The 25,968-nt window shown below is 62.0% G+C and carries 20 protein-coding genes and 1 pseudogene; 7 read left to right on the top strand and 14 right to left on the bottom strand.

Annotated elements, in window-relative coordinates; all coding sequences use genetic code 11:
* Positions 1-11: 11 nt before the first annotated feature.
* Genes ACR3EN_RS08460 through ACR3EN_RS08445 form a run of 4 tightly spaced genes read right to left on the bottom strand, consistent with a single transcriptional unit; the run spans position 12 to position 4,739 of the window.
* Positions 12-641, bottom strand: coding sequence for a DUF3726 domain-containing protein (locus tag ACR3EN_RS08460; RefSeq protein ID WP_480824795.1), 630 nt, complete (start codon positions 639-641; stop codon positions 12-14).
* Positions 638-2,323: a hypothetical protein gene (locus tag ACR3EN_RS08455; RefSeq protein WP_480824797.1), complete on the bottom strand. Its 1,686-nt coding sequence runs from the start codon at positions 2,321-2,323 to the stop codon at positions 638-640. Before ACR3EN_RS08455 ends, ACR3EN_RS08460 begins: the two co-directional genes overlap by 4 nt.
* A complete protein-coding gene (locus ACR3EN_RS08450) occupies positions 2,320-3,297 on the bottom strand; it encodes a membrane dipeptidase (RefSeq protein WP_480824799.1) in 978 nt (325 codons plus the stop codon). Before ACR3EN_RS08450 ends, ACR3EN_RS08455 begins: the two co-directional genes overlap by 4 nt.
* The gene (locus ACR3EN_RS08445) at positions 3,297-4,739 is read right to left on the bottom strand and encodes an aldehyde dehydrogenase family protein (protein ID WP_480824801.1); all 1,443 of its coding nucleotides are present in this window, start codon (positions 4,737-4,739) and stop codon (positions 3,297-3,299) included. Before ACR3EN_RS08445 ends, ACR3EN_RS08450 begins: the two co-directional genes overlap by 1 nt.
* Before the next feature lie 100 nt (positions 4,740-4,839).
* Between ACR3EN_RS08445 and ACR3EN_RS08440 the strand changes: the two genes are divergently transcribed.
* Together ACR3EN_RS08440 and ACR3EN_RS08435 are read left to right on the top strand one after the other, a co-directional pair.
* A complete protein-coding gene (locus tag ACR3EN_RS08440; RefSeq protein WP_480824803.1) occupies positions 4,840-5,712 on the top strand; it encodes a LysR family transcriptional regulator in 873 nt (290 codons plus the stop codon).
* A gap of 43 nt (positions 5,713-5,755) precedes the next feature.
* Positions 5,756-6,256 (top strand): hypothetical protein, encoded by a 501-nt coding sequence (locus tag ACR3EN_RS08435; protein WP_480918410.1) that lies wholly within the window; start codon positions 5,756-5,758, stop codon positions 6,254-6,256.
* Here ACR3EN_RS08435 and ACR3EN_RS08430 read toward each other — a convergent pair.
* The 5 genes and pseudogenes from ACR3EN_RS08430 to ACR3EN_RS08410 all read right to left on the bottom strand — a co-directional run bounded on the left by ACR3EN_RS08430 (position 6,253) and on the right by ACR3EN_RS08410 (position 13,428).
* The gene (locus ACR3EN_RS08430) at positions 6,253-6,498 is read right to left on the bottom strand and encodes a MoaD/ThiS family protein (RefSeq protein ID WP_480824807.1); all 246 of its coding nucleotides are present in this window, start codon (positions 6,496-6,498) and stop codon (positions 6,253-6,255) included. The two genes, ACR3EN_RS08435 and ACR3EN_RS08430, sit on opposite strands and share 4 nt — an antisense overlap.
* Positions 6,491-8,746 carry a xanthine dehydrogenase family protein molybdopterin-binding subunit gene (locus tag ACR3EN_RS08425; protein ID WP_480824809.1) on the bottom strand — a complete coding sequence of 752 codons (2,256 nt, stop codon included), beginning with the start codon at positions 8,744-8,746 and terminating at the stop codon, positions 6,491-6,493. Before ACR3EN_RS08425 ends, ACR3EN_RS08430 begins: the two co-directional genes overlap by 8 nt.
* The gene (locus tag ACR3EN_RS08420) at positions 8,746-9,225 is read right to left on the bottom strand and encodes a (2Fe-2S)-binding protein (protein ID WP_480824811.1); all 480 of its coding nucleotides are present in this window, start codon (positions 9,223-9,225) and stop codon (positions 8,746-8,748) included. The genes ACR3EN_RS08425 and ACR3EN_RS08420 overlap by 1 nt, the downstream gene beginning before the upstream one ends.
* The gene (locus ACR3EN_RS08415) at positions 9,222-10,088 is read right to left on the bottom strand and encodes an FAD binding domain-containing protein (RefSeq protein ID WP_480824813.1); all 867 of its coding nucleotides are present in this window, start codon (positions 10,086-10,088) and stop codon (positions 9,222-9,224) included. The genes ACR3EN_RS08420 and ACR3EN_RS08415 overlap by 4 nt, the downstream gene beginning before the upstream one ends.
* Positions 10,089-10,216: 128 nt before the next feature.
* Positions 10,217-13,428, bottom strand: a pseudogene (locus ACR3EN_RS08410) (reductive dehalogenase).
* A 76-nt stretch (positions 13,429-13,504) separates the two neighbouring features.
* Between ACR3EN_RS08410 and ACR3EN_RS08405 the strand changes: the two are divergent.
* The gene (locus ACR3EN_RS08405) at positions 13,505-14,407 is read left to right on the top strand and encodes a LysR family transcriptional regulator (RefSeq protein WP_480824816.1); all 903 of its coding nucleotides are present in this window, start codon (positions 13,505-13,507) and stop codon (positions 14,405-14,407) included.
* A 21-nt stretch (positions 14,408-14,428) separates the two neighbouring features.
* On the opposite strand, the gene ACR3EN_RS08400 is transcribed toward ACR3EN_RS08405, so the two are convergent.
* The 3 genes from ACR3EN_RS08400 to ACR3EN_RS08390 are packed head-to-tail and all read right to left on the bottom strand — an operon-like array spanning position 14,429 to position 18,966.
* Positions 14,429-15,700, bottom strand: coding sequence for an NAD(P)/FAD-dependent oxidoreductase (locus ACR3EN_RS08400; RefSeq protein WP_480824817.1), 1,272 nt, complete (start codon positions 15,698-15,700; stop codon positions 14,429-14,431).
* A 42-nt stretch (positions 15,701-15,742) separates the two neighbouring features.
* Positions 15,743-16,777, bottom strand: a complete 1,035-nt coding sequence (locus ACR3EN_RS08395; RefSeq protein WP_480824818.1) for an ACP S-malonyltransferase — start codon at positions 16,775-16,777, stop codon at positions 15,743-15,745.
* Positions 16,774-18,966: a dehydrogenase E1 component subunit alpha/beta gene (locus ACR3EN_RS08390; RefSeq protein ID WP_480824820.1), complete on the bottom strand. Its 2,193-nt coding sequence runs from the start codon at positions 18,964-18,966 to the stop codon at positions 16,774-16,776. Before ACR3EN_RS08390 ends, ACR3EN_RS08395 begins: the two co-directional genes overlap by 4 nt.
* 172 nt (positions 18,967-19,138) lie before the next feature.
* Here ACR3EN_RS08390 and ACR3EN_RS08385 point away from each other — a divergent pair, with 172 nt between their 5' ends.
* A complete protein-coding gene (locus ACR3EN_RS08385; protein WP_480824822.1) occupies positions 19,139-20,029 on the top strand; it encodes a LysR substrate-binding domain-containing protein in 891 nt (296 codons plus the stop codon).
* 1 nt (position 20,030) lies between these two features.
* Here ACR3EN_RS08385 and ACR3EN_RS08380 read toward each other — a convergent pair whose 3' ends face one another.
* Complete coding sequence (locus ACR3EN_RS08380; protein ID WP_480824824.1) at positions 20,031-20,783, bottom strand: nuclear transport factor 2 family protein; 753 nt, start codon at positions 20,781-20,783, stop codon at positions 20,031-20,033.
* A gap of 204 nt (positions 20,784-20,987) precedes the next feature.
* Complete coding sequence (locus ACR3EN_RS08375; protein WP_480824826.1) at positions 20,988-22,145, bottom strand: acyl-CoA dehydrogenase family protein; 1,158 nt, start codon at positions 22,143-22,145, stop codon at positions 20,988-20,990.
* 191 nt (positions 22,146-22,336) lie between these two features.
* Here ACR3EN_RS08375 and ACR3EN_RS08370 point away from each other — a divergent pair, with 191 nt between their 5' ends.
* The 3 genes from ACR3EN_RS08370 (at position 22,337) to cueR (ending at position 25,936) form a co-directional block, all read left to right on the top strand.
* Complete coding sequence (locus tag ACR3EN_RS08370) at positions 22,337-22,969, top strand: pyridoxamine 5'-phosphate oxidase family protein (protein ID WP_480824828.1); 633 nt, start codon at positions 22,337-22,339, stop codon at positions 22,967-22,969.
* A 106-nt stretch (positions 22,970-23,075) separates the two neighbouring features.
* Entirely contained in the window at positions 23,076-25,550 is a 2,475-nt protein-coding gene (locus tag ACR3EN_RS08365; protein WP_480870963.1) for a heavy metal translocating P-type ATPase, read from the top strand.
* Positions 25,547-25,936, top strand: coding sequence for a Cu(I)-responsive transcriptional regulator (gene cueR / locus ACR3EN_RS08360; protein WP_480732293.1), 390 nt, complete (start codon positions 25,547-25,549; stop codon positions 25,934-25,936). Before ACR3EN_RS08365 ends, cueR begins: the two co-directional genes overlap by 4 nt.
* Positions 25,937-25,968: the final 32 nt, after the last annotated feature.

Below are 25,968 nucleotides of genomic sequence, written 5' to 3'. Positions count from 1 at the left end.
CAATCTCTCATTCAGTCATTGTCGGACAGGCCCGCCCCGGCCCCCAACAGCCGAGACTCTTCGGTGGCGGGCGCATATGTGCGATGGGCATATCGGTTGAGCGCGGCCCAACTGGCCGGGTCCGGGACCGCGCGGGTCGCCTGCGGCCGAGGCGTGCCAAGCTGGCCGCCCAAGGCGATCTCGGCATGATCGGCAAGCAGGGGCCAGTCGCGCTCGATTGCAAGCCTCTCGCCATCGGTGGCGGCCTTGCACAGGTCGGATGTTATCGTGATCACCGCCTTCCGGGCACGCGCCGCAGAGGCGGCAAAGGGCATCAGCAAGACCGGCACCGCAAGGTTTCGGATGCGGATCGGTCCGGCACTCAGCAGGGCCGCGCGGTCAGAAAGCAACGCGCCCGTGAAGATCGGGCACAGCACCCCCTGTCCTTGCCAATCCATGCCATTGGATGCCGGTCGGTGATCCTGTAGCGAGGCCGCCAGATCTTGCTGCAACACTTGGGTCAAAGCCTTTGCGCCATCCAACCCTTGCGCACACAGCCAGCGGGTGGCCTTGCCCGCCTCCTCGGCAAGGCCCCACGGGTAACCTGCGCCGCGTGCCGCACGCTTGGCCGTGGCTTCAACCTCGTTGAGCGACCGGGTCACTGCGCGCGCTCCGGGTAAACCCAATGATCGGCGGTCTGATCCGTCAGTTCTTCGGGATAGGGCGCACCGGCGTACATACAGATACGCACCCACCTGTCCGATCGCGGATCAAAGTGCGTAGCCCCAAAAAACGACAACTTGGCCCGCAGCATATCAATTGGCAGCAAATCAGCGCTGATCGTGTTGTCGCGAATCTCGCCATAGGGCGCGAAACGGCTCATTTGCGCGCGACGGATTGTGTGGCGATGTTCGGGGTGGTCCAGCAGGACATCGGCGATCGGGGCGGTTTCCGGCCATTGCGAAAGCAACCTGTCAGCCAAAGCCGCATCCCGGGCCGGGGCCAACGGCTGCTCATACTCGGCGATTGGCTCATCAAACCGCTCGCCCAGCCGGGGTTCCAGCTTTTCTTCCGAGACATACCACGCACGCCCGCAATGCGCGGGTGCGCTCCAGTCCAGATCAAGTGCCCAGCCGAAACTGGTTCGGATCAGGTCGCGCACGTCGGCAACGGTCATGCCACCGTCTATGACATGCGCGGCGCTGTTGCTGTCTGCCATGCAACAGGTCAACCCATCGACCAGATCGCCGTACGGCTCCAGTATCAGCGAAGCCAGCAGTTCCTGCCCCTCTTCGCTCAGCGCCTCCTGTGACCAGAGGATCAGGCGATCCCATGGGTAATCTTCGGCCAGATCTGCCCCGTCCATATAGGCAGAGATGGCGCGCAGGTCTGCGTCCAACGCGGCAAGCTTGTCGATCTGGACGGGATGCTCAGAGCGCCACCATGAAGCTGAAAGCTTGCTGCGTTCAAACAGGTCACGGAAACGGGTTGTTTCGGCCTCTGATGCCGTTTTCACTGACCGGACGCGCGCGATGGCCTCTTCGCGCACCATGATCCAGTTGTTGAACAGAATGGGGTGGTTGACGATGAATGGGGCCATTCCCAGCCCTGTTGAATTGCCGATCCCCAACCAGCGCGCGATATCCGGATCAAGCCGCGCGGTTCGGTCACCGCCCTTGGCGTGCGCCATGTGCTGCACCAGATCACGCACGAAGGTTCGGGTCAGGTACACCGACAGCATCTCGGCCTGAAACGGCGCGCTGACCTCATCCCGATCCGCGATCTTTTCACGATCCGCCGCGCCGAATTTGCCCGAGCCATAGACGGCTGTGGTCCGCATCAGGTAGCCGACCTTGTATATCTGTTCGAGGTCCGGCTGCCGACCGGCGGCCAGACAATCCACCACATGCGCCCACAAACGCACCGAGCGGTTGGCGCGCGACAGCGACAACTCGCGCTCACTTACGCGCCCAGCCTCTTGCAGCGGCACGTTCCGGGATAAACGATCAATGTCCTGTGCGCTGGGGATACCATCGAACAGCGCAAAGGTCGCGTCCCAGGCTTCGGCAATCACTCGGTCCGAGCGCTGCTCGGGCGGCAGATCATGGGCGAACGCCACCAGCGAATAGGCGCGCTGGGGCCCTTGCGCGGTGTAGACAGCATGGCCAACACCCTTGTCATCAATCTCAAAGACCGGCCGGGTGAAAGTCCAGCGCTCGGCGGCCATCCGGCGGGTCAGTTGCCGCATGAAGCTGAGCCGACACTGATGCAGCGACCCCAACCGCGACAGGCGCATCACCATGCCGGGATCACGACGCGCGATATGAAGGCTTTGGTCTCTCATTCGCCCTGAGGCCCGAAATTGTCTGCGAAGAAGCGATACCAGTTTCCGCCCATAATGCCCGCGACCTCGTCGGCATTCATGCCGGTTGCGCGCAGACCCTCCCTGATCCTGCCGAAATCGCGGTTATCCTGAAACCACTTGGGCATCGGAGGAAACCCGGGGGCCGAGGCCGAGCCTTCGCCATAGTCGATTTCTTTCGTCCAGCGCCCGACGCGCATCCACTCCACCACACTGTCGGGCTGGTCCTGACACAGGTCGGTACCAATCCCCAAATGCTGGACCCCATATGTGTCTGCTGTACGGGCAATCATGTTGCAGAAACTCTCCAACGTGCAGTCGGACTTGTCTTTCAAGTGATGAGGATAGACCGAAAAGCCCAACATCCCACCGTTTTCCGTAACCGCACGGATCACCGCATCGCGCTTGTTGCGCAAGGCGGGGGCCCAGTCATGTGGATTGGCGTGTGTAATGGCGATCGGACGCTCAGACAATTCGGCGGCCTCGATGGTCGAGCGATCTGCGGAATGACTCATGTCGATCACAAGGCCGACGCGGTTCATTTCCCTGATCACCTGCTTTCCCATGCGGGTGATGCCTGTGTCCTCAGCCTCATAGCAGCCGGTCGCCAGCAGCGATTGGTTGTTATAGGTCAGCTGCATGAAGCGCGCGCCCAGATCGTGCAGGATTTCAACCAGCCCGATGTCATCTTCGATCGGAGAGGGGTTCTGGAACCCGAAGAACACAGCCGTCCGCCCGGTTGCGCGGGCCCTGTCGATGTCACTGGCCCAACGGCCTTTCATGATCAGGTCCGGGTATTGCTCAAACCAGCGGTTCCATTTCTCGAAGTTCAGAACCGTTTCGCGGAAGTTCTCATGATAGGCGATGGTGACATGGATCGCGTCCACACCCCCTTCGCGCAGTTGGCGGAAAATCTTCTCCGACCAATTGGCATATTGCAGGCCATCAATCAGCATCACACCGGGCCCGCGCTGATATAGGCGGTTTTGACGGTCGTGTAGAATTCTGCCGCCGCTTTACCCTGTTCACGCGGCCCATAGGAACTGTCGCCACGCCCGCCAAAGGGTACGTGATAGTCCGTGCCAGCGGTGGGCAGGTTCACGGTGACGACGCCCGTGCGCGCATTGCGGCGGAAATGGGTCGCGCGGGCCAGCGATGTGGTCACGATGCCCGAAGTCAGGCCAAAACGGGTGTCATTGACCACGCTCAGCGCCTCGTCATAGCTGCCGACCTTGATGACGCTGGTCAGCGGCGCGAACATTTCTTCCCGATTGATGCGCATCTCGTTGGTCGTATTCAGGAATACGCCCGGCGACATATAGAACCCGTCATGAGGCATTTCGAGCCGCCGCCCGCCGCAGGCCAGCTCGGCCCCCTCGGACATGCCCAGATCGACATAGGCAAGGTTCTCGGTCAACTGCTGCTGGCTGACAACCGGGCCCATCTGAGTGCCCTCCTCCAACGCATGACCGACCTTCATCGCCTGCGCGCCCGCAACCAGTTTTTCGACAAAGGCATCGTGAATGCCCTCATGCACCACAAGGCGCGACGAGGCGGTGCATTTCTGCCCAGTCCCTCCAAATGCGCCGCCCAGCGCAAGCGTTACCGCCAGATCCAGATCCGCATCATCCATCACGGCCAACGCGTTCTTGGACCCCATCTCCATCTGTACTTTGGTCAGGTTCTGAATCGCCGCAGCGGCAATCCCCTTACCCACCGGCACAGAGCCGGTGAAAGAGATCGCGTTGACCTTCGGGCTTTCCACCAGGCGCTGACCAATGCTGCGCCCCGACCCCATCACAAGACTGAACAGGCCCTTCGGAATGTCCTGCCGCGCGATGATCTCGGTCAGTGCCACAGCCGAAGCGGGCGTGATGTTGGCGGGTTTCCAGACCACCGCATTGCCATAGCAAAGGGCGGGCGCGATCTTCCACGACGCGGTGGCGGTGGGGAAATTCCACGGGCTGATAATGGCAACCACACCGACGGCTTCGCGCCGAACATCGATCTCGATATCGGGGCGGACCGAATCCGCGTTCTCTCCGATCTGGCGCAGGCATTCGGCGGCGTAATAGGTAAAGAACTGACCGGCGCGGAACACCTCGCCCTTGCCTTCGGCCAGCGGCTTGCCCTCTTCGCGGCTGAGCAGCGTACCCAGCTCTTCAGCGCGGGCCATCAGCTCGGTGCCGATGGCGTTCAGGACGGCCTGCTTACGCTCCAGCCCGTAGGCGGCCCATTCAGCCTGCGCAATCCGCGCCTGATCCAGCGTCGCGTCAAGCTGGTCTGCACTGGCCTGGGCGAACATGCCGACCAGATCGCTCAGATCCGATGGATTGCGGTTCTGAATTTCACTTTCACCCGCCAGCCATTCACCAGCGATCAGGTTCAGTTTGGTCACATTGCGCCCCAGAGTCAGAATTTACCCCGCGCAGGATGGATTCCTTTGATCACATCAGTCAAACTCGAATAATTGAAGACAAGTTCAGGAAAATTGAAATTTGACCCTGAAACAGGAAATGCTGCGGTGCTTTTGCACAGTCGCCCAGACCGGCAATCTGGCCGAAGCCGCAGACCGGCTGGGCCGCACGCAATCCGCACTGTCGATGACGCTGAAACAGATGGAAGACCATCTGGGCAAGAAGCTGTTCGAAGGCGAGCGCAAAAACCGACTGTCCGCGCTGGGAGAGCAGGTGTTTGATCTGGCCCTGCAACAAGTTCGTCAATTCGACCAGACAATCCAGAATATCGAGGCCGCTGCCCATGCGGATCAGGGTCTGATCCGTATCGTCTCGGTCCCGTCGGTGGGCGCGCTGCTGTTTCCCAGGCTGCTGGAACACATGACCACACAATGTCCCGGAGTGCAGGTTGAACTGCGCGATACCGACACGCAGCAGGTACTGGACGCCTTGACCAGCGATCAGGCGGATATCGGCATCGCCTCGGGGCTGCATGCTTTGAACGGGGTCCGCGCCATGCCGCTGTTTGAAGATGCCTTTGGCCTCGTGACAGCCTCGGAACATGCGCTGTTCACGCAAAAAGTCCCACCGACCATTGCGGATCTGCAAGCCGCATCCTTTATCCGCAACCCGCTATGCAATCTGATCCAGACCCCTGAATTCGCGGCGAAAACCGACACTGCCGAGGTCACTGTGCACAACACCCACTCGTTGATCACGATGGTGCGGTCGGGTCACTGGATCACGGTCCTGCCGCAGACAGTGGCTGAATTCCTGCCCGCAGGCGTCGCCTTCCGCCCGATTGCCGATCTGAGCGACAAACGGCAGGTATATCTCTATCTCAGGGAACGCACCCGCTTTCCCGCGCTGACCGAAATCTGTAGTCAGTTCATTCTTTCGGACAGCTGGCCCTGAGCGCCGGGTTCACGCGTCACTTCGCACATTCTCTCGCCGGGCTGTGAGCAAGCTTTATTGGGCAAGAGACACCGCCGCTCCCATCTCATTCTCAGGCCCAAAAGTGGTGCAAGAGATAGGAGAGATGATGAAACAGCCCATCCATACATATCTGTCCGCGCTGGTTGTTTTGCTGGCCGGGCAAGCCGTACACGCACAGCAGGTGACGGCCGTTCAGCCATTCGGGCATAAAACTGTCCCGGCGTTCGACGTCGCGCTTCACGAGGCTTCGGCCCCGCGTATCAACCGGTATCACGCCGTCGCCGTGAGCCCGGCGCAAGTCGACCTTCCGGTCGTTAAAGCGAACGTTCACAAGCCGAAGCTCAAGCTAAAGATCTACAAGAAGCCAAAGCTAAAGATTTACAAGAAACCAAAGGTTAAAAAGCAATACTATCACCCTGCGTTCAAGCACCCCAAATATCGGGCGCACAAACTGCAGCTAAAGCGCAAAGGTTTTCGCACGCCTCACTACCGCTATTCACCCAAGCGGTTCCGCAGGTATTAACCGCCGCGCAGGCGCTGCATCAGATAAACCTCTGCCCCTTCGGGGATCGGTTCGGTTAACCCACTGGCAATGACGCGCCCATCAATCGCGATCGAGACACCCGCATCAATCGGGGCCTGCAATTGCGGATGGGCGCGCACCAATGCGCCAAGCAGTTCGCCGGTGGTTTGGGCCTCGACCTCGACCACCTGCTGGCCCCCGGTCAAAGACCGGAGACCGGACCAGAGGTGGACCTCAACCATTGTCCTTGAGCGCCGCGAGGATGCGCGGCGGAGACATCGGAAGTTGCTTCATCCGCACGCCCGCCGCGTTGGACACTGCATTGGCGATGGCGGCCAACGGGGGCACGATGCCCGTCTCACCCACACCGCGCACGCCGAACGGGTGGCCGGGGTTGGGAACCTCGACAATCACCGTGTCGATCATCGGCAGGTCGCTGGCGACCGGAATACGGTAGTCGAGGAAGATCGAGTTCTGCAGGCGGCCATCCTCGCCATAGATATATTCCTCGTTCAGCGCCCAGCCGATGCCTTGCGCGGCCCCGCCCTGATACTGGCCTTCGACATAGGTGGGGTGGATCGCCTTGCCCGCATCCTGAATGACGGTGTAGCGGGTGATCGAGGTTTTGCCGGTTTCCGGATCGACCTCGGCATCGACGATATGGGTGCCGAAGGACACGCCTGCGCCCTCGGGGGTCGCTTCGAAGTGGCCGGAAATCGGCCCCCCCGTCGCGCCCATATTGGCGGTAATATCCGCCAGCGGCAACGGATCGAAATCGCCTGCGTTTGGCCCCGAAGGCACTGCACAGCCGTTTTCCCATTTCACCGCATCCACTGGAATGCCCCACTTGGCAGCGGCGCGTTCACACAGGCGTTCAACCGCGTGTTTGGCCGCCTTGATGGTCGCCAGACCAGAGGCATAGGTCACCCGGCTACCGTGGCTGACGTCGTTGTAGCCCAGTGTCGCGGTGTCGGCGACGGTAACGCGGATGTTCTCATAGGGAATGCCCAACACCTCAGCCGCCATCAGCGCCATCGACGCGCGCGAGCCGCCGATATCCGGCGTGCCCACCATAACCTGCGCCGAGCCATCCTCGGACAGGGCCAGCGACACGGATGTTTCGCCCCCGTGGTTGAACCAGAACCCGCAGGAGATGCCGCGTCCCTGCCCCGGTTTCAGAGGGGCTGAATAGTGCGGATGCGCTTTGGCCGCTTCCAGTGTTTCGACCAGACCGATACGCTCATAGGTCGGGCCATAGCTGGCCTTAGTGCCCTCATGCGCGGCGTTTTTCAGGCGCACATCAACCGGATCGAGGCCGAGCTTGTTGCACAGCTCATCCAGCACGGATTCCACGGCAAACGCGCCCATCGGCGCACCGGGCGCGCGATACGCCGCCTGTTTCGGGCGATTGGCCAACACATCATAGCCGACCTGCCGCACATTGGTCAGGTTATAAGGCGCAAAGGCGCACATGGCGGTCATGTCGCCCGGAGCGCCGGGGAAAGCCCCACCCTGCAGGCGGAAGATGCCCTGAGCGGCAGTGATCGTGCCGTCTTTCTTCATGCCGATTTTGATATCCATCGACGCGGATGAGGTCGGCCCCGTGGCCCGGAACACCTCGGACCGGCTCATCACGACCTTGACCGGGCGGTTCGCCTTGCGGCTGAGCGCCAGCGCAACCGGCTCGATGAACACGGTGGTCTTGCCGCCAAAACCGCCACCGATCTCGGATGCGGTGACACGCAGTTGCGAGGTTTCGATGCCCAGAAGCGCAGCGCAGGTTTTCTGTGCGATCCAGTGGCCTTGCGTGGTGCACCAAAGCTCACCCTTACCGTCATTGCCCATCGAGGCGAGACAGGCATGGGGTTCGATATAGCCCTGATGGGTGGCCTCAGTCGTAAAGCTGTCTTCGATGACCAGATCGGCCTCGGCGAAACCGGCCTCGACGTCGCCATGCCCGCTTTCGTGATAGCGCACGACGTTGGGGTGCATCCCTTCCGGCACGGAATAGTCCGCAGCACCTTCGCGGATCACGGGGGCGTCCGGGGCCATCGCCTTGTCGACATCGGTGACGTGCGGCAGAACCTCGTAGTCGACCTCGATCAGTTTCAACGCGTCGCGCGCGGCCAGCGCCGAGGTAGCCGCAACCGCTGCCACCGCGTGGCCGTCATAAAGCGCCTTCTCCCCCGCCATGACGTTTTCCAGCACGTTCCAGAACTCGCCTTCCAGACCGGGCAGGAACGGTACATCGGCGAAATCGGCGCGTGTGACGACGGCCTTGACGTCCTTGTGGGCCTCAGCTTTTGAGGTATCGATTTTCACGATCCGCGCATGCGCATGGGGCGACCGCAGAATGGCCCCGTGCAACATCCCCGGCGCATAGGCATCCGCGCCGAATTTGGCGCGGCCTGTGACCTTGTCCAGACCATCCGGTCGGTCGGGGCGTGTGCCCACAAATGTGAAGTCGGATTTACGATCGTCCAGAGCCATTATGACGCCTCCCGCATCTCTGCCGCCGTGTCCATTACGGCGCGAATGATCTTGTCGTATCCGGTGCAGCGGCAGAGGTTACCTGCCAGCCAATACCGGGTTTCCTCTTCGGTGGGGTTCGGGTTTTTCTCAAGCAGCGACTTGGCCGCCACCAGAATGCCCGGCGTGCAGATGCCGCATTGCAGGGCAGCATATTCGATCATCTTTTTCTGCAGCGGATGCAGGACGTCGCCATCCGCAATGCCTTCGACGGTTTCGATGTCCTTGCCCTCGGCCTCGGCTCCCAGCATCAGGCAGGAACAGACCAGACGACCATCGACAGTCACCGAACACGCGCCGCAATCGCCGGTGCCGCAGCCCTCTTTCGCGCCGGTCAGATTCAGCTTGTCGCGCAGACAATCCAGCAGGGTTTCGCGCGGATCACAAAGGTATTCGACCGCGTCCCCGTTTACGGTGGTGGATACGTGAATCTTGCTCATGCTTGCTCTCCCTTCGCGCGGGCATAGGCGATTTTCGCAGCGCGCTTGGCCAGAACACCGGCCACTTCAGTGCGGAACGCTATGGTGCCGCGTTTATCGTCGATCGGGCTGCACGCGGCCGAGGCCGCAGCGGCCAGCGCATCCAGTGCGGCGTCATCCAGCGTGCTGCCGATGATCGCCTTGGCACAGTCCTCAACCAGCAAGACGGTGGGCGCCACCGCCCCCAGCGAGACTCGGGCCTCGGTGACCGTGTCACCGTCCAGGCGCAGGCTGACGCCAACGCCGACCACGGCGATATCCATCTCGGTCCGCGGGATGAACCGCAGATAGGCATCGCCCGCGTTGTCTCCGCGCGCCGGGATGTTCACGGCCGAGATCACCTCGCCCTTTGCCAGCGAGGTCTTGCCGGGGCCGGTCGGGATGTTCTCAACAGCGACCTCGCGGGTACCATCGGGTCCAATCACGGTGACCGTCACTCCGGCTGCAACCATCGCAGGCACTGAATCCGCTGCAGGAGAGCCATTGCACAGGTTGCCGGTGAGCGTCGCGCGCCCCTGCACCTGGGTCGAGCCAATCAGGTCCATCGCCTCGACCACGCCGGGCCAGTCGCGGCCCAGTTCGGCGTGTTCGCTCATCTCGGCACCGGTGACGGCGACGCCGATCGTCCAGCTGCCATCGGCATTGTGGGTGATGTCGCTGACACCTTCGATCTTCTTGATGTCGATCAGCGTATCGGGGGTCACCAGTTCCGAGCGCAGCTGCACCAGCACATCGGTGCCGCCGGCCAGAAACCGCGTGATACCCGTTGCATTTGTTGCCAGAGCCGACGCCTCGGCGAAGCTGGCGGGGCTGTGATAGTCCATGAAAATACCTCGCACCTGTTGATCAGGATAGACTGGGGTTTGACCGGGACGTTAGTGCAGCAAACCCGCCGCGTCCATGGCTGGAGCGACCAATTTTTGTGAATCGAAATGTCGTTTTTGGTGATCGTTCACAGATCGATCTCGATCACCGCCTCCGGCTGGGCGGCACGGCTTTGACACAGGATGATCGCGCCCTCGCGTTGTTTGTTTGACAGGACAAAGTCGCGGTGCTCGACCTCTCCGGAAATCACGCCACATTTGCAGACGCCGCAGATACCGTCCGAGCACTTCACATCCACGTGAATGCCCGCCTCATTCAGCACTTGCGCCGCGTCCTTGTCGGCGGGCACAGGCAGATCGCGGCCCGACTTCGCCAGCCGCAGCGTGAATGGATGATTCTCGTATTCCGGCTGTTCAGGGACCGAGAAATACTCAAGATGCCGCGCCTCTTCGGGAAAGCCCTGTGCCTCGGCCGCCTGCATCACGCCATCCATGAAGCGATCTGGGCCGCATGTATAGACGTGCCAGCCGTCCTGATAGCCCGACAGGATCGCGTCCAGATCGGCGCGGGTGCCTTCATCCGAGAAATGATAGTGCACATGCTCGGCCCATGGCATCGCGGCCAGATCGTCCAGATACCCGGCCCCGGCGCGGGTGCTGGCGGAATAGTGCAGTTGGAACGGTTTGCCCAAGGCGTGCAGCCGGTGGGCGAAGGCGATCATCGGCGTGATGCCGATGCCACCGCCCATCAGGAAGGTCTTCGTCGCGGTTTCATCCAGTTCGAAATGGTTGATCGGCTTCGAGATGAAGACCTTGCGCCCTTCGTCGAAGATGCGGTGCAACAGCGCCGAACCGCCGCGCCCTTCATCCTCGCGCAACACCCCGATCTGATAGGTGCTGCGGTCGGACGGATCGCCCGACATCGAATATTGCCGCAGGAATTCAGGCGACACCAAAACGTCCAGATGCGCGCCAGCGGTCCATTCTGGCAGCGGCGCGCCGTCCAAAGTGGCGAATTCATACTTGGTGACATCCGCGGTCATCTTGTCGACTTTAGTCAGCTCTACCCGCATCACCGGCGCGTCGCCCGCGACCTGGTAGCGGTGGACGACCGACCAGTCGCCCGCCGCCTTGCGGGCCTTGTAATCTGAGGCCGTGACCATCGCCTCATAGGCCGCAATCCCGGCTTCGCGGTCCATGTGAAACGGGTAAGGCCACGGGTGCGGCGCAAGCGGGGCGGGATAGACGGCCAGCGTTTGATCCTCGTATTTCAGATCAAGGTCGCGCTGCAGATCGCGCCGGTTGAGTGCGTGTTTCGAAGGGCGGTAGGCCCCATCGGGGTCCAATTCGATATCCCACCACCACTTCTTGACGTCATTGAGCCCGCCATTGCCCACGGCATCATCCAGCTTGGCCAAAGCCGGCGCGGCTTGGGGATATTCATCGCGGCCCAGCGGAAGGGGCGCTCCTTGAAGATACCTTCGAGATTCCACGGGCAGGTCTTCATGCACCGCCCGCACATCGCGCCTCCGGGCGTGGTGATCCGGTAGGTCGCGCATTTCTGGCTGTCGGATTTCCATATCTCATAGCCGTTGAACATCAGCTTCGGCCCGGCTGTGATCGCGCCCGAAGGGCATTCCCGCGCGCATTTGTTGCAGGACTCGCAGAAGGTCTGCAGGCCGAAATCAATCGGCTTGTCATGGGCCATCGGCATATCGGTCGTCACCACACCCGATTTCAGACGCGGGCCGAGATAGGGGTTCAGGATCACTTCTCCGATCCTGCTGACCTCGCCCAAGCCGGACAGCAGTAACAGCGGAGGCTGCAGCACCTCGCCGTCCATCACCGTATGCGCTTTGGCCTTGTAACCGAGGTTGCGGGTTTGCTGCGCAATCACGCCGCCGAGCAGCGAGAACCGCAAATAGGCGCGCATAGACTGCGCGACACTGATCCAGTCATCGCCGCTGGCGCCCTCCATGGTCTCATAGCCCTGATCGATGATCATGCTGATGGCCTGATCATGGGGTGGGACGATCTCTTCCCCGGTGGCGTCGTGGGAATACCAGCTCCACTCGGGACACCGGCTGAGGCCCACCGCATCGACCCCAAGGAAATAGGTCGCGGCCTTGATATTGGCGGCATTGCGTTTCGCATCAGTGGGCCGCTCGGCCTCGGCGCTGTCGCCATCCTGCAGCAGAACAAACGCGCCCAGCGCGCGGCGTTGGGCAAAGCTGGGGGCGGATTTGCGCACGTAATGCCCGCCCTTGGTCGCGTCCTGCAGCGACTTGCCCATGTCCCCGAACTGCGCGCGCGCGAACATATCGGCGCGTTTGGGCACGCGAGCGACGTTTTCCTCGTCGATATATGTGGTCGGGCTCTCGACCCGCTTGAGGTTTTCAAACGGGTGCGCCCCGTCCACATAACGCCGTCTGGCATAGGCATCCCGATTAAGCGCGTTCTTGGCAAAGCCCGCGCCCAGCCACCATGCGGGGCCTTGTGTGCGGAACCACGGCTGGTCGGCCATTGGGCACAGGGGGCGATCATGGGCGATCTCCATCTCGGTGGTCACGGCGGCCAGACCGAAGCGCTTGCCCAGCCACGGGGTGATCACGTCGCCCCCCTCGACCGAGGCCAGCCCCGCCGCAACCGCCAGCTTGCCCAGATCAACCTCGGACGACATCGCTGTATGCGCCCGCGCATCGAACCCCAAAAGACGGATATAGTTGGCGATCACCACCGCATTCTCGGTTGCCAGCAGACAGGCGCGGTGGTCCTGCGCATCGCCGATCCAATCGGCTCCGGGTTCGTTCGGATCAGGGTCGCGGTTATGTTCGTAGAGAAAGACAATCGCATGGCGGTGATTGTCCATCGCGCGCGGCGCGGCCTCCATGCTTTCCTTCAGGTCCGCCATGATCACGTCGATACCCGAGGCCAGCGTCTTGGTCTGGCGCGTTTTCAGCGCATGGGCCAACCGATCGATATCGGGGTTGCGCCGGGGCTCGGCCAGCATCGCCTCGGGTGGCAGAGGCCCACAGCCCATCATCGACGCATCGTTGAAATAACCAAACGCTTTCAGATGGTTGGCGCGCTCTGCCGGATCAGGCGGTACTTCCGAGGCAACCGGGTTCACGAACCCGTCCCGGATCGCATCCATCATCGCCTGAAACTCGCCCATCGCATTAACAATGCTCTCGGGCTGATCTGGCCGTTGAAAGCTGAGCGCGCGCATCGGGGCGACCTGCGCCAGATCGGGCATCTGCTCCTGCCGCGCCAGCCGTTCCAGCGGGTATGGTCCCATATGAACGGGTCGGTTTTTGTCCGAGAAAAAGCGGATTCCCATCGCGTGCCCCCTGCTTGCTAAGGATCATCTAAAGCTGCATAGACACCAAATCCATTCATGAATAATCATAGATGATATGAGCAAGATTGATTTCACTGATCTCGACGGCAAGGTCCTGCGGGTGTTCCTGACGATACTCGACGAAAGCTCGGTTTCAAAAGCTGCCGACCGGCTGGGCGTAACGCAATCGGCGATTAGCCACACGCTGGCCAAACTGCGGCAGGTGCTGGGCGATCCGTTGTTCGTGCGATCCGGTCAGGGCCTGACCCCGACCGAGCGCGCGCTGTCACTGAAAGAGCCTGCGCAACGGGTGCTGGACGGGATGCGGGCGCTGACGCAGGGGCGGCCCTTTGATCCGTTATCCGAGCAGATCGACGTTCAGATCGCCACCAATGATATGCCGCGTGAGTTGATCTTTCCCGACCTGCTGCGCGACGCGCGGACCGAAGGGGTGCGTCTGCGGTTGGAATTCATCCCCTCGGGCGTGCCCGACCCGGACCTGCTGCGCAGCGACCGGTGTCAGTTGATGCTCACGCCGCTGCCACCCGACGGGCCGGATATCTTTCAGAAACGGCTGCTGAGCAGTCCGCTGATGGTGTTCTACGACGCCACGCACCGCGATCCACCGCAGGACTGGCAGGCCTATTGCAACAGCGACCATGTCGAGGTGCGCTTTGCCGATGGCCGCAACGCGCGCGCCGTGATGCGCGGCGTGGATCAAAGCCAGATCAGACCGCCCGTCGTCACCTTGCCGCATTTCAACGCCATCCCGCCCTTTGTGAAAGGCAGCGACCTGATCTCGACCGACACGGCACTGATGAAACGTGGTCCGCTGGCAGCGCTGGATTGCGCACCGCTGCCCTTCAACTGCGATCCGGTGTCGATCTACATGGTCTGGCACCAACGCTCGGCCAACGACCCGGCGCATCGCTGGTTGCGGGACCGGATCGAGTCCATCGCGGCGACGTTAAAGGACTGATCGTGGCCACAAAACCTAAGATCAGAAGCGCGCCTTGAACAGATGCGTAAGCGCCGAACCGGTTTCGAAGTACACTCGGCGCAGCCCAGTCCAGCGCTCGGAGTAATCTGCCACTGCGGGGACAGGTAACAAGGCGGGGTCTTTTTGCAAAAGGCTTTGTGCCGTCAGGCGGCCAAACACAGTGCCTGGCCCGATGCCGCGACCCGAGTAGCCATGGACCGCAAGCGCGTTCGGCCCGATCCGGGTGATCTTGGGGATATGGTCCGACGTCATCGCAATGCGCCCGTGCCAGCCTTGCCGCAGGGCTTGATCGGCCAGTTGCGGATAAAGCTCGGCCAGTTTGCGTTTGGCCCAGGCGGTATGCGCGGCACCCCCTGCACCAGCCAGATCGCCCATCGCGCCGAGTATAAACCGCCCTTCGCGATCCATCCGGAACGAGGTCATGATCAGCCCCGTATCCCAGGCCCCCTCTCCCCCCTGCAGGATGCTGGCGCGCAGGTTGTCGGACAAAGGTGCCGTTGCGTATTGGAAGTAGTAAACCGGGACATAGGCCGGGGCCGAAGTCTGCAGGTTCCGGTGATAGGCATTGGTCGCCTGAAGCACCGATTTTGCCCGTACGCGCCACTGCCCGGTTGTCAGAATCCAGACATTGCCATCATGGCGCATGGACTGAACCGGGCTTTGCGTGAATACCTGCGCACCCGCCGCCTGTGCCGCACGCGCCAGACCACGCACGTAACCCAGTGGCTGAATCGTTCCTGCCCGAGGGTCAAACAACGCCCCAAAAAACGCCCCGCTCCCGGTGCGCTGTGCTGCCTGATCAGAAGAGAGCAGTTCGACCGGCGCGCCCGTCGCCCTCAATTGCGCGTATCGCGCCTGCAGATCGCGCCAGCCGCCCGCCGAATGCGCACAATGCAGGGTCCCGTTGCGTGTGGGATCGCACGCGATCTCATGTGCGTCGATCAGGTCGAATACGTCAGAGGGCGCTGCGGCCAGAAGATCAATCAGTCGATTTCCTGCCTCTGGACCCAAATGCTTGCGTATCTCTTCGGGCGGCAACCAGAGGCCCGCATTGGCAAACCCCACATTGCGACCCGAGCCTCCGTGTCCGATCTCTGCCGCCTCAAGCACACAGGCCGACGCCCCCGCTTGCGCGGCTGTCAGGGCGGCTGAACAACCGGTATATCCGCCGCCAATGATCGCCAGATCGACCGTGATGTCGCGGGTCAAAGGCTGGCTTTGCAAATGTTCGCGACAGGTTTCCAGCCAAAGGGACTGATCATGATTGTTCACGTCGGGCTCCTCGCGGTATCGCAGGTTCTTTAGAGCGCTGCGTCAGCCGGTTGCAAGCGGCCTTTGGTCATCGCGCCCCATGGCGATCACGACGGGCTGCGCCTCTTGTCGCGCCTGAAACGCGGCCTTGTCATCCATGCCCCGCCAGTTGGACAGAACCAGCGACTGCGCAACCGCCCCGCTCAGTGTCGCACCGGGACCGGTGACGATCAGCAGATCAGGCGCAAACTCGCGCGCCGCAGTCTGGATTGCGCGGGTGAAATCATAAGGCTCGGTCACCTGATGACCCAGAGTATAGTCCCACAACGCCCGCGTATCCGTCGCCCCGGGCCACCAGATCTTGCCATGCCCGTCGATCAAGGGGCATTCCGGCTGGCCGAATACATCTGGGCTCAGCAAAGAACGTCCCTGTGCTGCAACAGGGGCTTGCAGCGCCGTGTGGAACGCGGCGTGGTTGGCCAACCGCATTGGAAAACGCTCGTGAACTGTAGGCTGCGAGTCTTCGAACGCGTTCAGGCCGTCCTCGTTGCCTGCAAGAACCAGCATGCCGCCCAGATCGATGGACAGGGCCAGGGTGTGACCCTCCACCCCGTTGATCCGTGCCACCTCGTCCAGCAGCTCGGCCTTGCGCGCGGGATCGTTGGCCCAAGTGTCATCGGTGAAGGGGTAGACCAGTTGACCACCGATCAGATGGTCCTGCATCAGCGTGCCCATTGTGTTCACCACGCGGAATCCGTTCTCGGGCGACAACGCGCCCCCGGCGGCCATTGCGATATACCAGCCCATCGAGTTCCCGGTGACAGCGACCACCTCGATGTCACTCGCCAGGGCCTGGGCATCGGCCAGGGATGCAGCATAGATCAGGGGCGAGGCCACATCCCCGCGCGAATACTTGCTGACAGTAAAGCGGCTTGCGCCGTCCAGAGCGGTGACCGCCTCTTGCCCGGCCTCGGCGCGGATGGCGTCGAAACTGTGGAACATCTGCATCCGGTCGGCATGGTGACGGTGCAGATAGCCCAGTTCAGGCTTGTTATAGGTGCCCCGGCCCGGGCAGATCACAACGGCAGTGCGGGTCATGCGGCACCTCCGGTCAGTTTGAGCGCGGCGGCCACAATGCTGTCTTTCGACGGCAACGGCGCGGCATAGGCCGGGCCGGTTGCGATGAAACAATCCTCGGCCACCACACGGGCGGTTGGGGTGGCGGGACTTTCTTCGTCGAAGAAAGTCATCAGCGCCTCGGACTGGCTGCCGGTGCGACGGCATTCGTCGACAATCAAAACATGCGCGCATGTTTTGGTGGCCGCACGCAGGGCCTCGACTGGCATCGGGGCCAGCCAGCGCAGGTCGATGATCCGTGTCTTCAGGCCTGCCGCCTGTAACTCGGGCAATGCCTGTTGCGACAGGTAATGCCCGTTGCCATAGGTCACGATGGCCAGATCGGTGCCGTCCCCATGCACGCCCACCTCGCCCAACGTAATGCGCTGATCCGGTGAAGGATAGCGGGTCATCCACCCCGCATCCTGCGGCGCGTGCAGATTGCGCATGGGATAAAGCGCGATGGGTTCCAGAAACACCACGACCCGCTGCTCCTCACGCGCCAGCCGCACGCATTCGCGTAGCATCTGCGCCGCATCCGCTCCGGTCGACGGGCAGGCGATAATGACGCCGGGAATATCCCGCAAAACGGCCAGAGAATTGTCGTTGTGGAAATGCCCACCAAAGCCCTTTTGATAGCCCAGCCCCGCGATCCGCAGCACCATCGGGTTGGTGAACTGACCGTTCGAGAAAAACGGCAAGGTTGCGGCTTCGCCCCGGATCTGATCCTCGGCATTGTGTAGATAGGCGAGAAACTGGATCTCGGGGATCGGAATAAACCCGTTATGGCCCATGCCGATGGCAAGGCCCAGAATGGATTGCTCGTCCAGCAGGGTATCGATCACACGGTCCGGGCCAAAGCGCTGCTGCAGCTTCTGCGTCACGCCATAGACGCCGCCCTTGCGGCCGACATCCTCGCCCATGCAGACGATCTCGCCATGTTCCAGCATCAGATCGGTCAGCGCCCAGTTGATCAGGCGGCTCATGGGCTGCGGCTCGTCCATCGCGCGCATATCGCCGCCAAAGGCCTTGGCCCGCGCCTCGGCGCTGGGGCCGTTGGTCGGGCGGCAGGCTCGTTTGGGCGGGATCAGGCTGGCCATCACCTCTGTCGCTGAGGCCAGATGAGGACGCGAAGCCGCCTCGGCAGCCACACGGTCGGTACGGGCACAGGTCTCTTCGTAGATTTTCAACGCCTGATCCGGAGCCAGCGCCCCGGCCTGATCCAGCAGGCGCACAGAGTGTAGCAGGGGATCATTGGCCTCGTCCGCCTCGACTTCAGATTTCGGCAGATAGGTCGTGGGCACATCCGCCCCGGCATGGCCATAAAGGCGCACGGTTTTCAGATGCAGGAAGGCCGGCTTGCGGCGCGTGCGGACGTAATCGGCAGCCTGCTGCGCCACGGCAAACGTCTCATAGATATCCAGACCGCTGGCCTGAAAATACTTGATCCCGGGCCGATGCTCCATCGAGGCCTGAATCCACCCCTTCGGCGTCTTGACCGAAATCCCAATCCCGTTGTCTTCGCAGACAAACAGCAGAGGCAGCGGCGTCGATTGCACGCTGGTCCAGCCCGCCGTGTTGATCGCCCCCTGCGCGGTGGAATGGTTGGCCGAGGCGTCGCCGAAGGAACACATCGCGATTCCGTCCTCGGGCAATTCGCGATGTTCCGGGTCATGCCGCCGTGCCGCACCCAGACTATAGGCCGCGCCCACCGCCTTGGGCAGATGGCTGGCAATGGTCGAGGTTTGAGGCGGGATCATCAGCGCTTTTGATCCCAAAACCTTGTGCCGTCCGCCCGAAGTCGGATCCTCTTTCGAACAGGCGAAACTCAGCAGCATGTCCCAAGCGATCTGCTGGCCGGGAACCTGTTCGGCGCGGGCGATCTGGAACGCCGCATCGCGGTAATGCAGAAACGCGATATCCGTCGGGCGCAGCGCGTGGGCAACAGCCGCCATGCCTTCATGCCCCGAAGAGCCGATGGTATAAAAACCCTGCCCCGCCTTCTGCATGGCGCGGCTGGTCCTGTCCAAGGCCCGGCTCAGCACCTGCGAGCGAAACAGCGATACGGCATCTGTATCGCTCAGCCCCGGACGCGGCGGCGTACCTTCGGGCAGGTCGCGTTGTGCTACGCGGGTCAGGAAGTTCTCATGTACGATCTGGGCGCGGTCCATGGGTCTTGCCTTGTTTGGTCAGTGTCATCGGCCAATGACGGATTTGTCACGTGCCCCGCCATGGATTTCAAGGTCGCCAGAGGCACGGGCAAAGAGGCCGTCTTGCACTCATGTCGCTGGTCGCTTGGAAAAACCAGTGCTATTGCATGTATAAGGTATGAGGATTTGTTATATGATTGCGCCACGCCGGTTCCTGCCCTCGATCTCATCCTTGCTGGCGCTTGAAGCGGTGGACAGGCTCGGCAGCGCCTCGGCTGCGGCGGAGGAATTGTCTTTGACGCAAAGCGCAATCAGCCGCCAGCTGAAAACCATGGAGGATCAGCTCGGCGTACAGCTGATCGAGCGCAGCCAGATGCGGTTGCACCTGACGCCTGCGGCCAAAGACTATGTGCAAATCGCAAGATCTGCCGTGCAGGATCTGGCGCAGGCAGCGCTGAAGCTAAAAGCGAACCCGGCAGGCGGATCGCTTGATCTGTCAATCCTGCCTGCCTTCGGCATGCACTGGCTGGCCCCCCGGCTGCAGGATTTCGCGCGCCGCCACCCCGAGGTCACGGTCAATCTGGGCACCCGGCTGAAACCGTTCGATTTTGGCGCTGAACCCTTCGACGCCGCCATTCATTTCGGCCAGAAAGATTGGGCAGGAGTTCACTACCTGCCGATCATGCGGGAAGAGGTTCTGCCGGTTTGCGCCCCGGCGCTGAAAGAGACCGCGCATGAGACGCTGGACGCCCTGCGCAGCACCCCACTGTTGCATCTGGAATCGCGCCCCGACGCGTGGGAAAGGTGGTTTTACATGCAAGGCCAAGCGGTCTCAGGCCTGCGCGGAATGCTGTTCGATCAGTTCTCGACCATGATACAGGCGACCATCCACGGGATGGGCGTGGGTCTGCTGCCCTCATATCTGGTGCGCGATGATCTGGAGGCAGGGCGTTTGGTGCCCGCCTGGCAGGGGCCGCCCGTCAGTCTGGGTGACTATTATCTGGTCTGGCCCACCGACCGCGCCATGCCCGAGCCGCTGAAATCCTTTCAGGACTGGCTGCAGGACCAGTTGGCATCAGGATAGGTCAAAACTTGCCATTGTCGTTTTTCCAATCCTCGCGCGGGGCGATGGTCTCAACCGTGTCCCAATGCTCGACGATCTTGCCATCCGCGACGCGAAACAGATCATAGAATGCGCTGTGCTTGCCCCGAAACGCGCCTTCGCAGACGGTTAAGACAAAATCACCCTCGGCCAGCACACGATGCAGGCGCTGGTAGTTCACCGTATTGGCATCGGACAATTCAGCACGCAGGGCACTGACGTCATCGGACAGGTGCGGGTTATGCTCGACATAGGTCTCCGCATCAATGCAGGCCGCGATCTGATCCAGATCACCCGCGATCAGCACTGTTTCAACAAAGGCGCGGACAAATGCCCGGTTCTGTTCCGTCAGTGCGGGATCACCTGCATCCGTCACCCCATCAACCATGCTGTGGCCCGAGGCATTGGGGCCTTGGCGTGGCTGAATATTGTCCCAATGCTCCACCGCCTGCCCGTCCTCAAACCGGAACACCTCGAACCCGATATTGCGGCGCGAGAAATCATACTCGGTATGGGCAAAGACAAAGGCGCCGTCTTCGAACGCACGAACGATATTCACTCGGGGAGAGGTCTCGGACAGGCGTTTGAACAGCGCCGCCAAGCCTTCGCTGCCTTCATGGGTCTGCGGGTTATGCTGGATATACTGCGCCTCGTTTACCACCGAGACAGGGCCGGGATCACCAGTTTCAATGCTTTTGAGCAGCGCGCATATACGGGATTTGTTTGACGCAGCCATGAGCGGGCTCTTTCTCATCAGACCAGTTGCAACGATCATGGCAGGTGGGCGGCAGATCAGCAAATCCGGAAAAGATAGAAAGCGGCGCGGCCTTCGGCCTTGCGTCCTGCGGACGGCAGGGGGGCCGGGCAGGCGCGGCCTGCCCGGCCCAACGGAAGGAGACGTTCCGTAAGGAATGTCGACGACGGGCGGGAGCGCTTTGCCTCAGACGTCCAGTGAACGAGCGATGAGCTCTTTCATCACTTCATTGGTGCCGCCATAGATCATCTGCACCCGCGCATCCGCATAGAGCCGCGCGATCGGGTATTCCATCATGAACCCATAGCCGCCAAAAAGTTGCAGGCATTCGTGCATGATCTCATTCTGCACCTCGGACCCCCAGTATTTGACCATCGAGGCAGTGGCCGCATCCAACTCACCGGCCTCCAGCTTGCCGATGCAATCATTGACAAAGCTGCGCAGCACCTCGGCCTTGGTCTTGCATTCGGCCAGCTTGAACCGCGTGTTCTGGAAATCCATCACCCGCTGCCCGAAGGCCTTACGCTCCTGCACATATTTCACAGTCTCGGCGATAGCGAAGTCAATCGCGCCCAGCGCCATGATGCCGATGGTCAGCCGTTCCCATGGCAGTTGCTTCATCAGCTGATAGAACCCCTGCCCCTCTTCCGGGCCCAGCAGGTTGGTCATGGGCACTTTGACGTCTTCAAAGAAAAGCTCGGCGGTATCGTTGCCCTTCATCCCCAGCTTCTCCAGATTGCGCCCACGGCGGAACCCCTCGGCCCCTTCGGTCTCGACCGCAATCAGCGAGACGCCTTTGGCACCCAGCGATTTGTCGGTCTTGGCCGCGACAATCACCAGATCGGCAGACTGGCCGTTGGTGATAAATATCTTGGACCCGTTCAGCCGATAGGAATTACCGTCCTTCTCGGCGCTTGTCTTGACCGCCTGCACATCCGATCCGGTGCCCGGTTCGGTCATGGCCAGCGCCCCGATCATCTCGCCCGAAGCCAGCTTGGGCAGCCAGCGCGCCTTCTGATCCTCACTGCCATAGGCGGTGATGTAATGGGTCACGATCGACTGAATGCCATAGCCCCAACCGACATCCCCGCGCGCGGACTGCTCATAGAGCGTCACAGAATCGAACCCCATGCCGCCGCCCACGCCGCCATGTTCTTCGGCAATCGAACCTGCCATCAGCCCAGCCTGACCGGCTTGCCGCCAGAACGCCCGATCCACCATGCCGTTTTCGACCCAGCGTTCGGCGTTTGGCACCAGTGCATCATCCATAAACCGGCCAGCCATATCGGCAAACATCCGGTGTTCATCCGTAACCCAGGCGGCGGTGCTGGTAAAAAGCGACATCAAGAGCTCTCCGGTTCAGGTGTTTGTTCAAAGCTATCCGCGCAGCGAAGCGCTGCCAATCCATGTGACGTGGCGTCCGTGTACCCGGCTACGCAACGTCCCCATCCTTAGCATCACATCTGAGTTGGATGGCGTGACAGGCCGGGCGGAACCGGCTTTTATGCCCTCCAACGGCTGATGAAAGAAAGACCATGCCACGCGCTTTCCCGGAACTGACCTTCACCCCCGCCGTGCGCGCGCACCAAGAGCGGATGGGATCGGCTGCAACCTATGCGCAGTTCATAGAAGACGGACCGCGGCAGGGTCATCGCATCGGACCCGCTGAAAAAGCGTTCATACAGGCCCGCGACGGCTTCTATCAGGCCACCGTGTCCGAGACCGGTTGGCCCTATGTCCAGTTTCGCGGCGGCCCCGTGGGTTTCCTCAGGGTTCTCGACGAAAAGACCATCGGCTATGCGGATTTCTCGGGCAATCAGCAGTATATCTCGCGCGGTAATCTGGACGGGAACGACCGGGTGGCGCTGATCCTGATGGACTACGCCAACAGTCGCCGCATGAAGATCCTCGGGCGGATGGCATTTTCTGAGGGCGCAGAGGCCGCGGCCGACCTTTACCCCGCTGGCGCCGAGGCACAGGCGGAACGTGCGGCGATTGTGCGTGTCGAAGCGCTCGACTGGAACTGCCCGCGCCATATCACGCCCCGCTTTACCGAGGCCGAGTTGCGGCCCCACCTGAACGCGCTGGGTCAGGACTTGGCGGTGCTGCAGGCCGAGAACCAGCGGTTGCAACGCGAATTGGCCGCGTTGAAATCCGGCGCGTCCTAGCCCGCGCCAAACCGACGCGGGCTGCAAAACGGACGGCTTCGCCCTTGACCTTCCCGTGACTGGAACCCTTATGTGAGGGGCGAAAGTCATTGTCAGGACGACTCGGATGACCGTACCGCGGCGCGATCAAATCAAAATCACGGGCATGGGCTGCGCCTCTTGCGTTGGCCGGGTCGAGGCCGCGCTGCGGGATTTGCCCGGTGTTCGCGAAGCCGCAGTCAATTTCGCGACAGAGACGGCAGATGTGCGCCATGACGGCCCGCTGTCAGAGATCCTGACCGCGCTTGAGACAGCAGGATACCCGGCAGCAATGCGCGAGGTACACCTGAAGATCGACGGGATGAGCTGCGCATCCTGCGTGTCCCGGATCGAGCGTACCCTGCAGGCCAGCGCCGGCGTCACCACGGCGTCGGTCAACCTTGCCACCCAAAGCGCGCGCATCGCTTATGTCGAAGGTGCGACCGATCCCGCCCGGTTGGCGCGGATTGTGGCCGAAGCGGGCTACGCGGCACGACCCGCGGCTTCCGACGCAACGGATCAGGACGCCAAAGCCGATGAACTGAACGGTCTGCGCCGCACGACTTTGATCGCGGCGGCGCTGGCGTTGCCGGTCTTCGTGCTTGAAATGGGCGGGCACATGATCCCGGCCTTTCATCATTGGGTGATGACGACGATTGGCACGCAGACCAGTCATCTGATCCAGTTTGCCCTGACCTCGGTGCTTCTGATCGGGCCCGGGCGGGTGTTTTACGCCAAAGGCCTCCCCGCCCTGCTGCGCGGTGCGCCAGATATGAACGCGCTGGTGGCTCTGGGAACCGGGGCTGCATATCTGTATTCGGTGATCGCAACCTTTGCGCCGGGGCTGCTGCCGCAGGGCACCGCCAATGTCTATTTTGAGGCGGCCGCCGTCATCGTCGTCCTGATCCTGCTGGGCCGCCTGATGGAAGCCCGCGCCAAGGGCCGGACCGGGGCGGCCATTCGCAAACTGGTGGGCCTGCAGCCCAAAACCGCGCGGGTCGAGGACAATGGCGCGTTGATCGACCGTCCCATTGCTGAGATCGTGGTTGGCGACATCGTACAAATCCGCCCGGGAGAGCGCGTGCCCGTGGATGGTGAGGTGCTGGATGGCAGCTCTTACGTCGACGAAAGCATGATCACGGGTGAGCCGGTGCCCGTCGGCAAGGCCATCGGCACCTCGGTGGTCGGCGGCACGGTGAACGGCACCGGGGCGCTGCGCATCAAGGCAACCCATGTGGGTGCCGATACGGTGCTGGCGCAGGTCATTGGCATGGTCGAACAGGCACAGGGGGCAAAGCTGCCCATTCAGGGGCTTGTTGACCGCATCACCTATTATTTTGTCCCCGCGGTGATGGCGGTGGCTGTCCTGACGGTTGCCATATGGCTGATATTCGGCCCCGTCCCGGCTTTGCCACTGGCTCTGGTCGCGGGCGTGTCGGTGCTGATCATTGCCTGCCCCTGCGCTATGGGTCTGGCCACGCCGACCTCAATCATGGTCGGTACGGGCCGCGCGGCGGAACTGGGCGTTCTGTTCCGCAAGGGTGATGCGCTGCAGCAGCTGCAGCAGGCCAAGGTCATCGCGCTGGACAAGACCGGCACGCTGACCCTTGGACGGCCCGAACTGAACGAGGTCCTCACCACAAACGGCTTTGACCGCGCGGAGGTGCTGCGCCTTGCCGCCGCCGCTGAGGCCCAATCCGAACACCCGATTGCCACCGCAATTACCCGCGCCGGGCCCGAGGTTCTGCCCGAGGTTGAGACGTTCGAGTCGCTCACAGGTCTCGGCCTGCGCGCGACGATTGAGGGGCGCGCGGTGCTGGTGGGCGCGGATCGGTTGATGGCGCAGAACGGCATTGATCTGGGCGATTTGCACCCCGAGGCGCAGAAGCGCGCCGCCGAAGGGGCGACTCCGATCTATGTCGCGGTCGACGGTCAGGCTGCGGCGGCTCTGACGGTGTCGGACCCGATCAAACCCGGCACGCCCGAGGCTCTGGCCCGCTTGCATGACATGGGTGTGACGCTGGCGATGATCACCGGCGACAACTCGCGGACGGCGCAGGCCTTGGCCGACCGTCTGGGCATCGACCATGTCGCAGCCGAGGTGTTACCCGATGGCAAGGTCGCCGCGATCTCGGACTTGCAGCAGCAATTCGGTACGCTCGCCTTTGTGGGCGACGGGATCAACGACGCCCCGGCGCTGGCCACGGCGGATATTGGGGTCGCGATTGGTACCGGCACCGATGTCGCGATTGAAACCGCCGATGTGGTGCTGATGTCCGGTGATCTGCGCGGCGTGGCCAACGCTGTCGAGATCAGTCGCCGTACCATGCGCAATATCCGGCAGAACCTCGGCTGGGCGTTTGGCTATAACACGCTGCTGATCCCGGTTGCGGCGGGCGTGCTCTATCCGTTTGGTGGGCATCTGTTGTCGCCGGCTCTGGCCGCCGGAGCGATGGCGCTGTCCAGCGTCTTTGTCGTCTCGAACGCGCTGCGCCTGCGTCGCGTGCGCGCCAGCCTGCCTGAGGCGCAAGCCAACACAACCCCACAAGAGGTAGCGGCATGAATATCGGAGATGTCTCGACCCGCACCGGCCTGCCCGCCAAGACCATCCGGTACTACGAGGATATCAATCTGATCAAACCGCTGCGCGATGACAACGGATATCGGCGCTTTCGCGATCAGGACATTCACAAGCTGAACTTTCTGGGCCGTGCCCGTGCGCTGGGGTTCACGATCGAGGACTGTCGTACTCTGATGGCGCTGTATGAAGACGAATCCCGCGCCAGCGCGGATGTGAAACGCGTGGCGCGCGATCATCTGGCGCAGATCGACGCCAAGATCGCTGACCTGAAGGGGATGCGAGATACGCTGAGCCATCTTGTCGACGCCTGCGCCGGGGATGACCGCCCGGATTGTCCGATACTGAAAGACCTCGGCAGCAAAGCGTGACACGGGGTTGCCCTTTGGGCTCAGCTTTGCTT

This window comes from Ruegeria sp. G7 (assembly GCF_056535465.1).
Note: the sequence above shows the minus strand (reverse complement) of the source record. Positions and strands in the feature narration are given on the sequence as shown.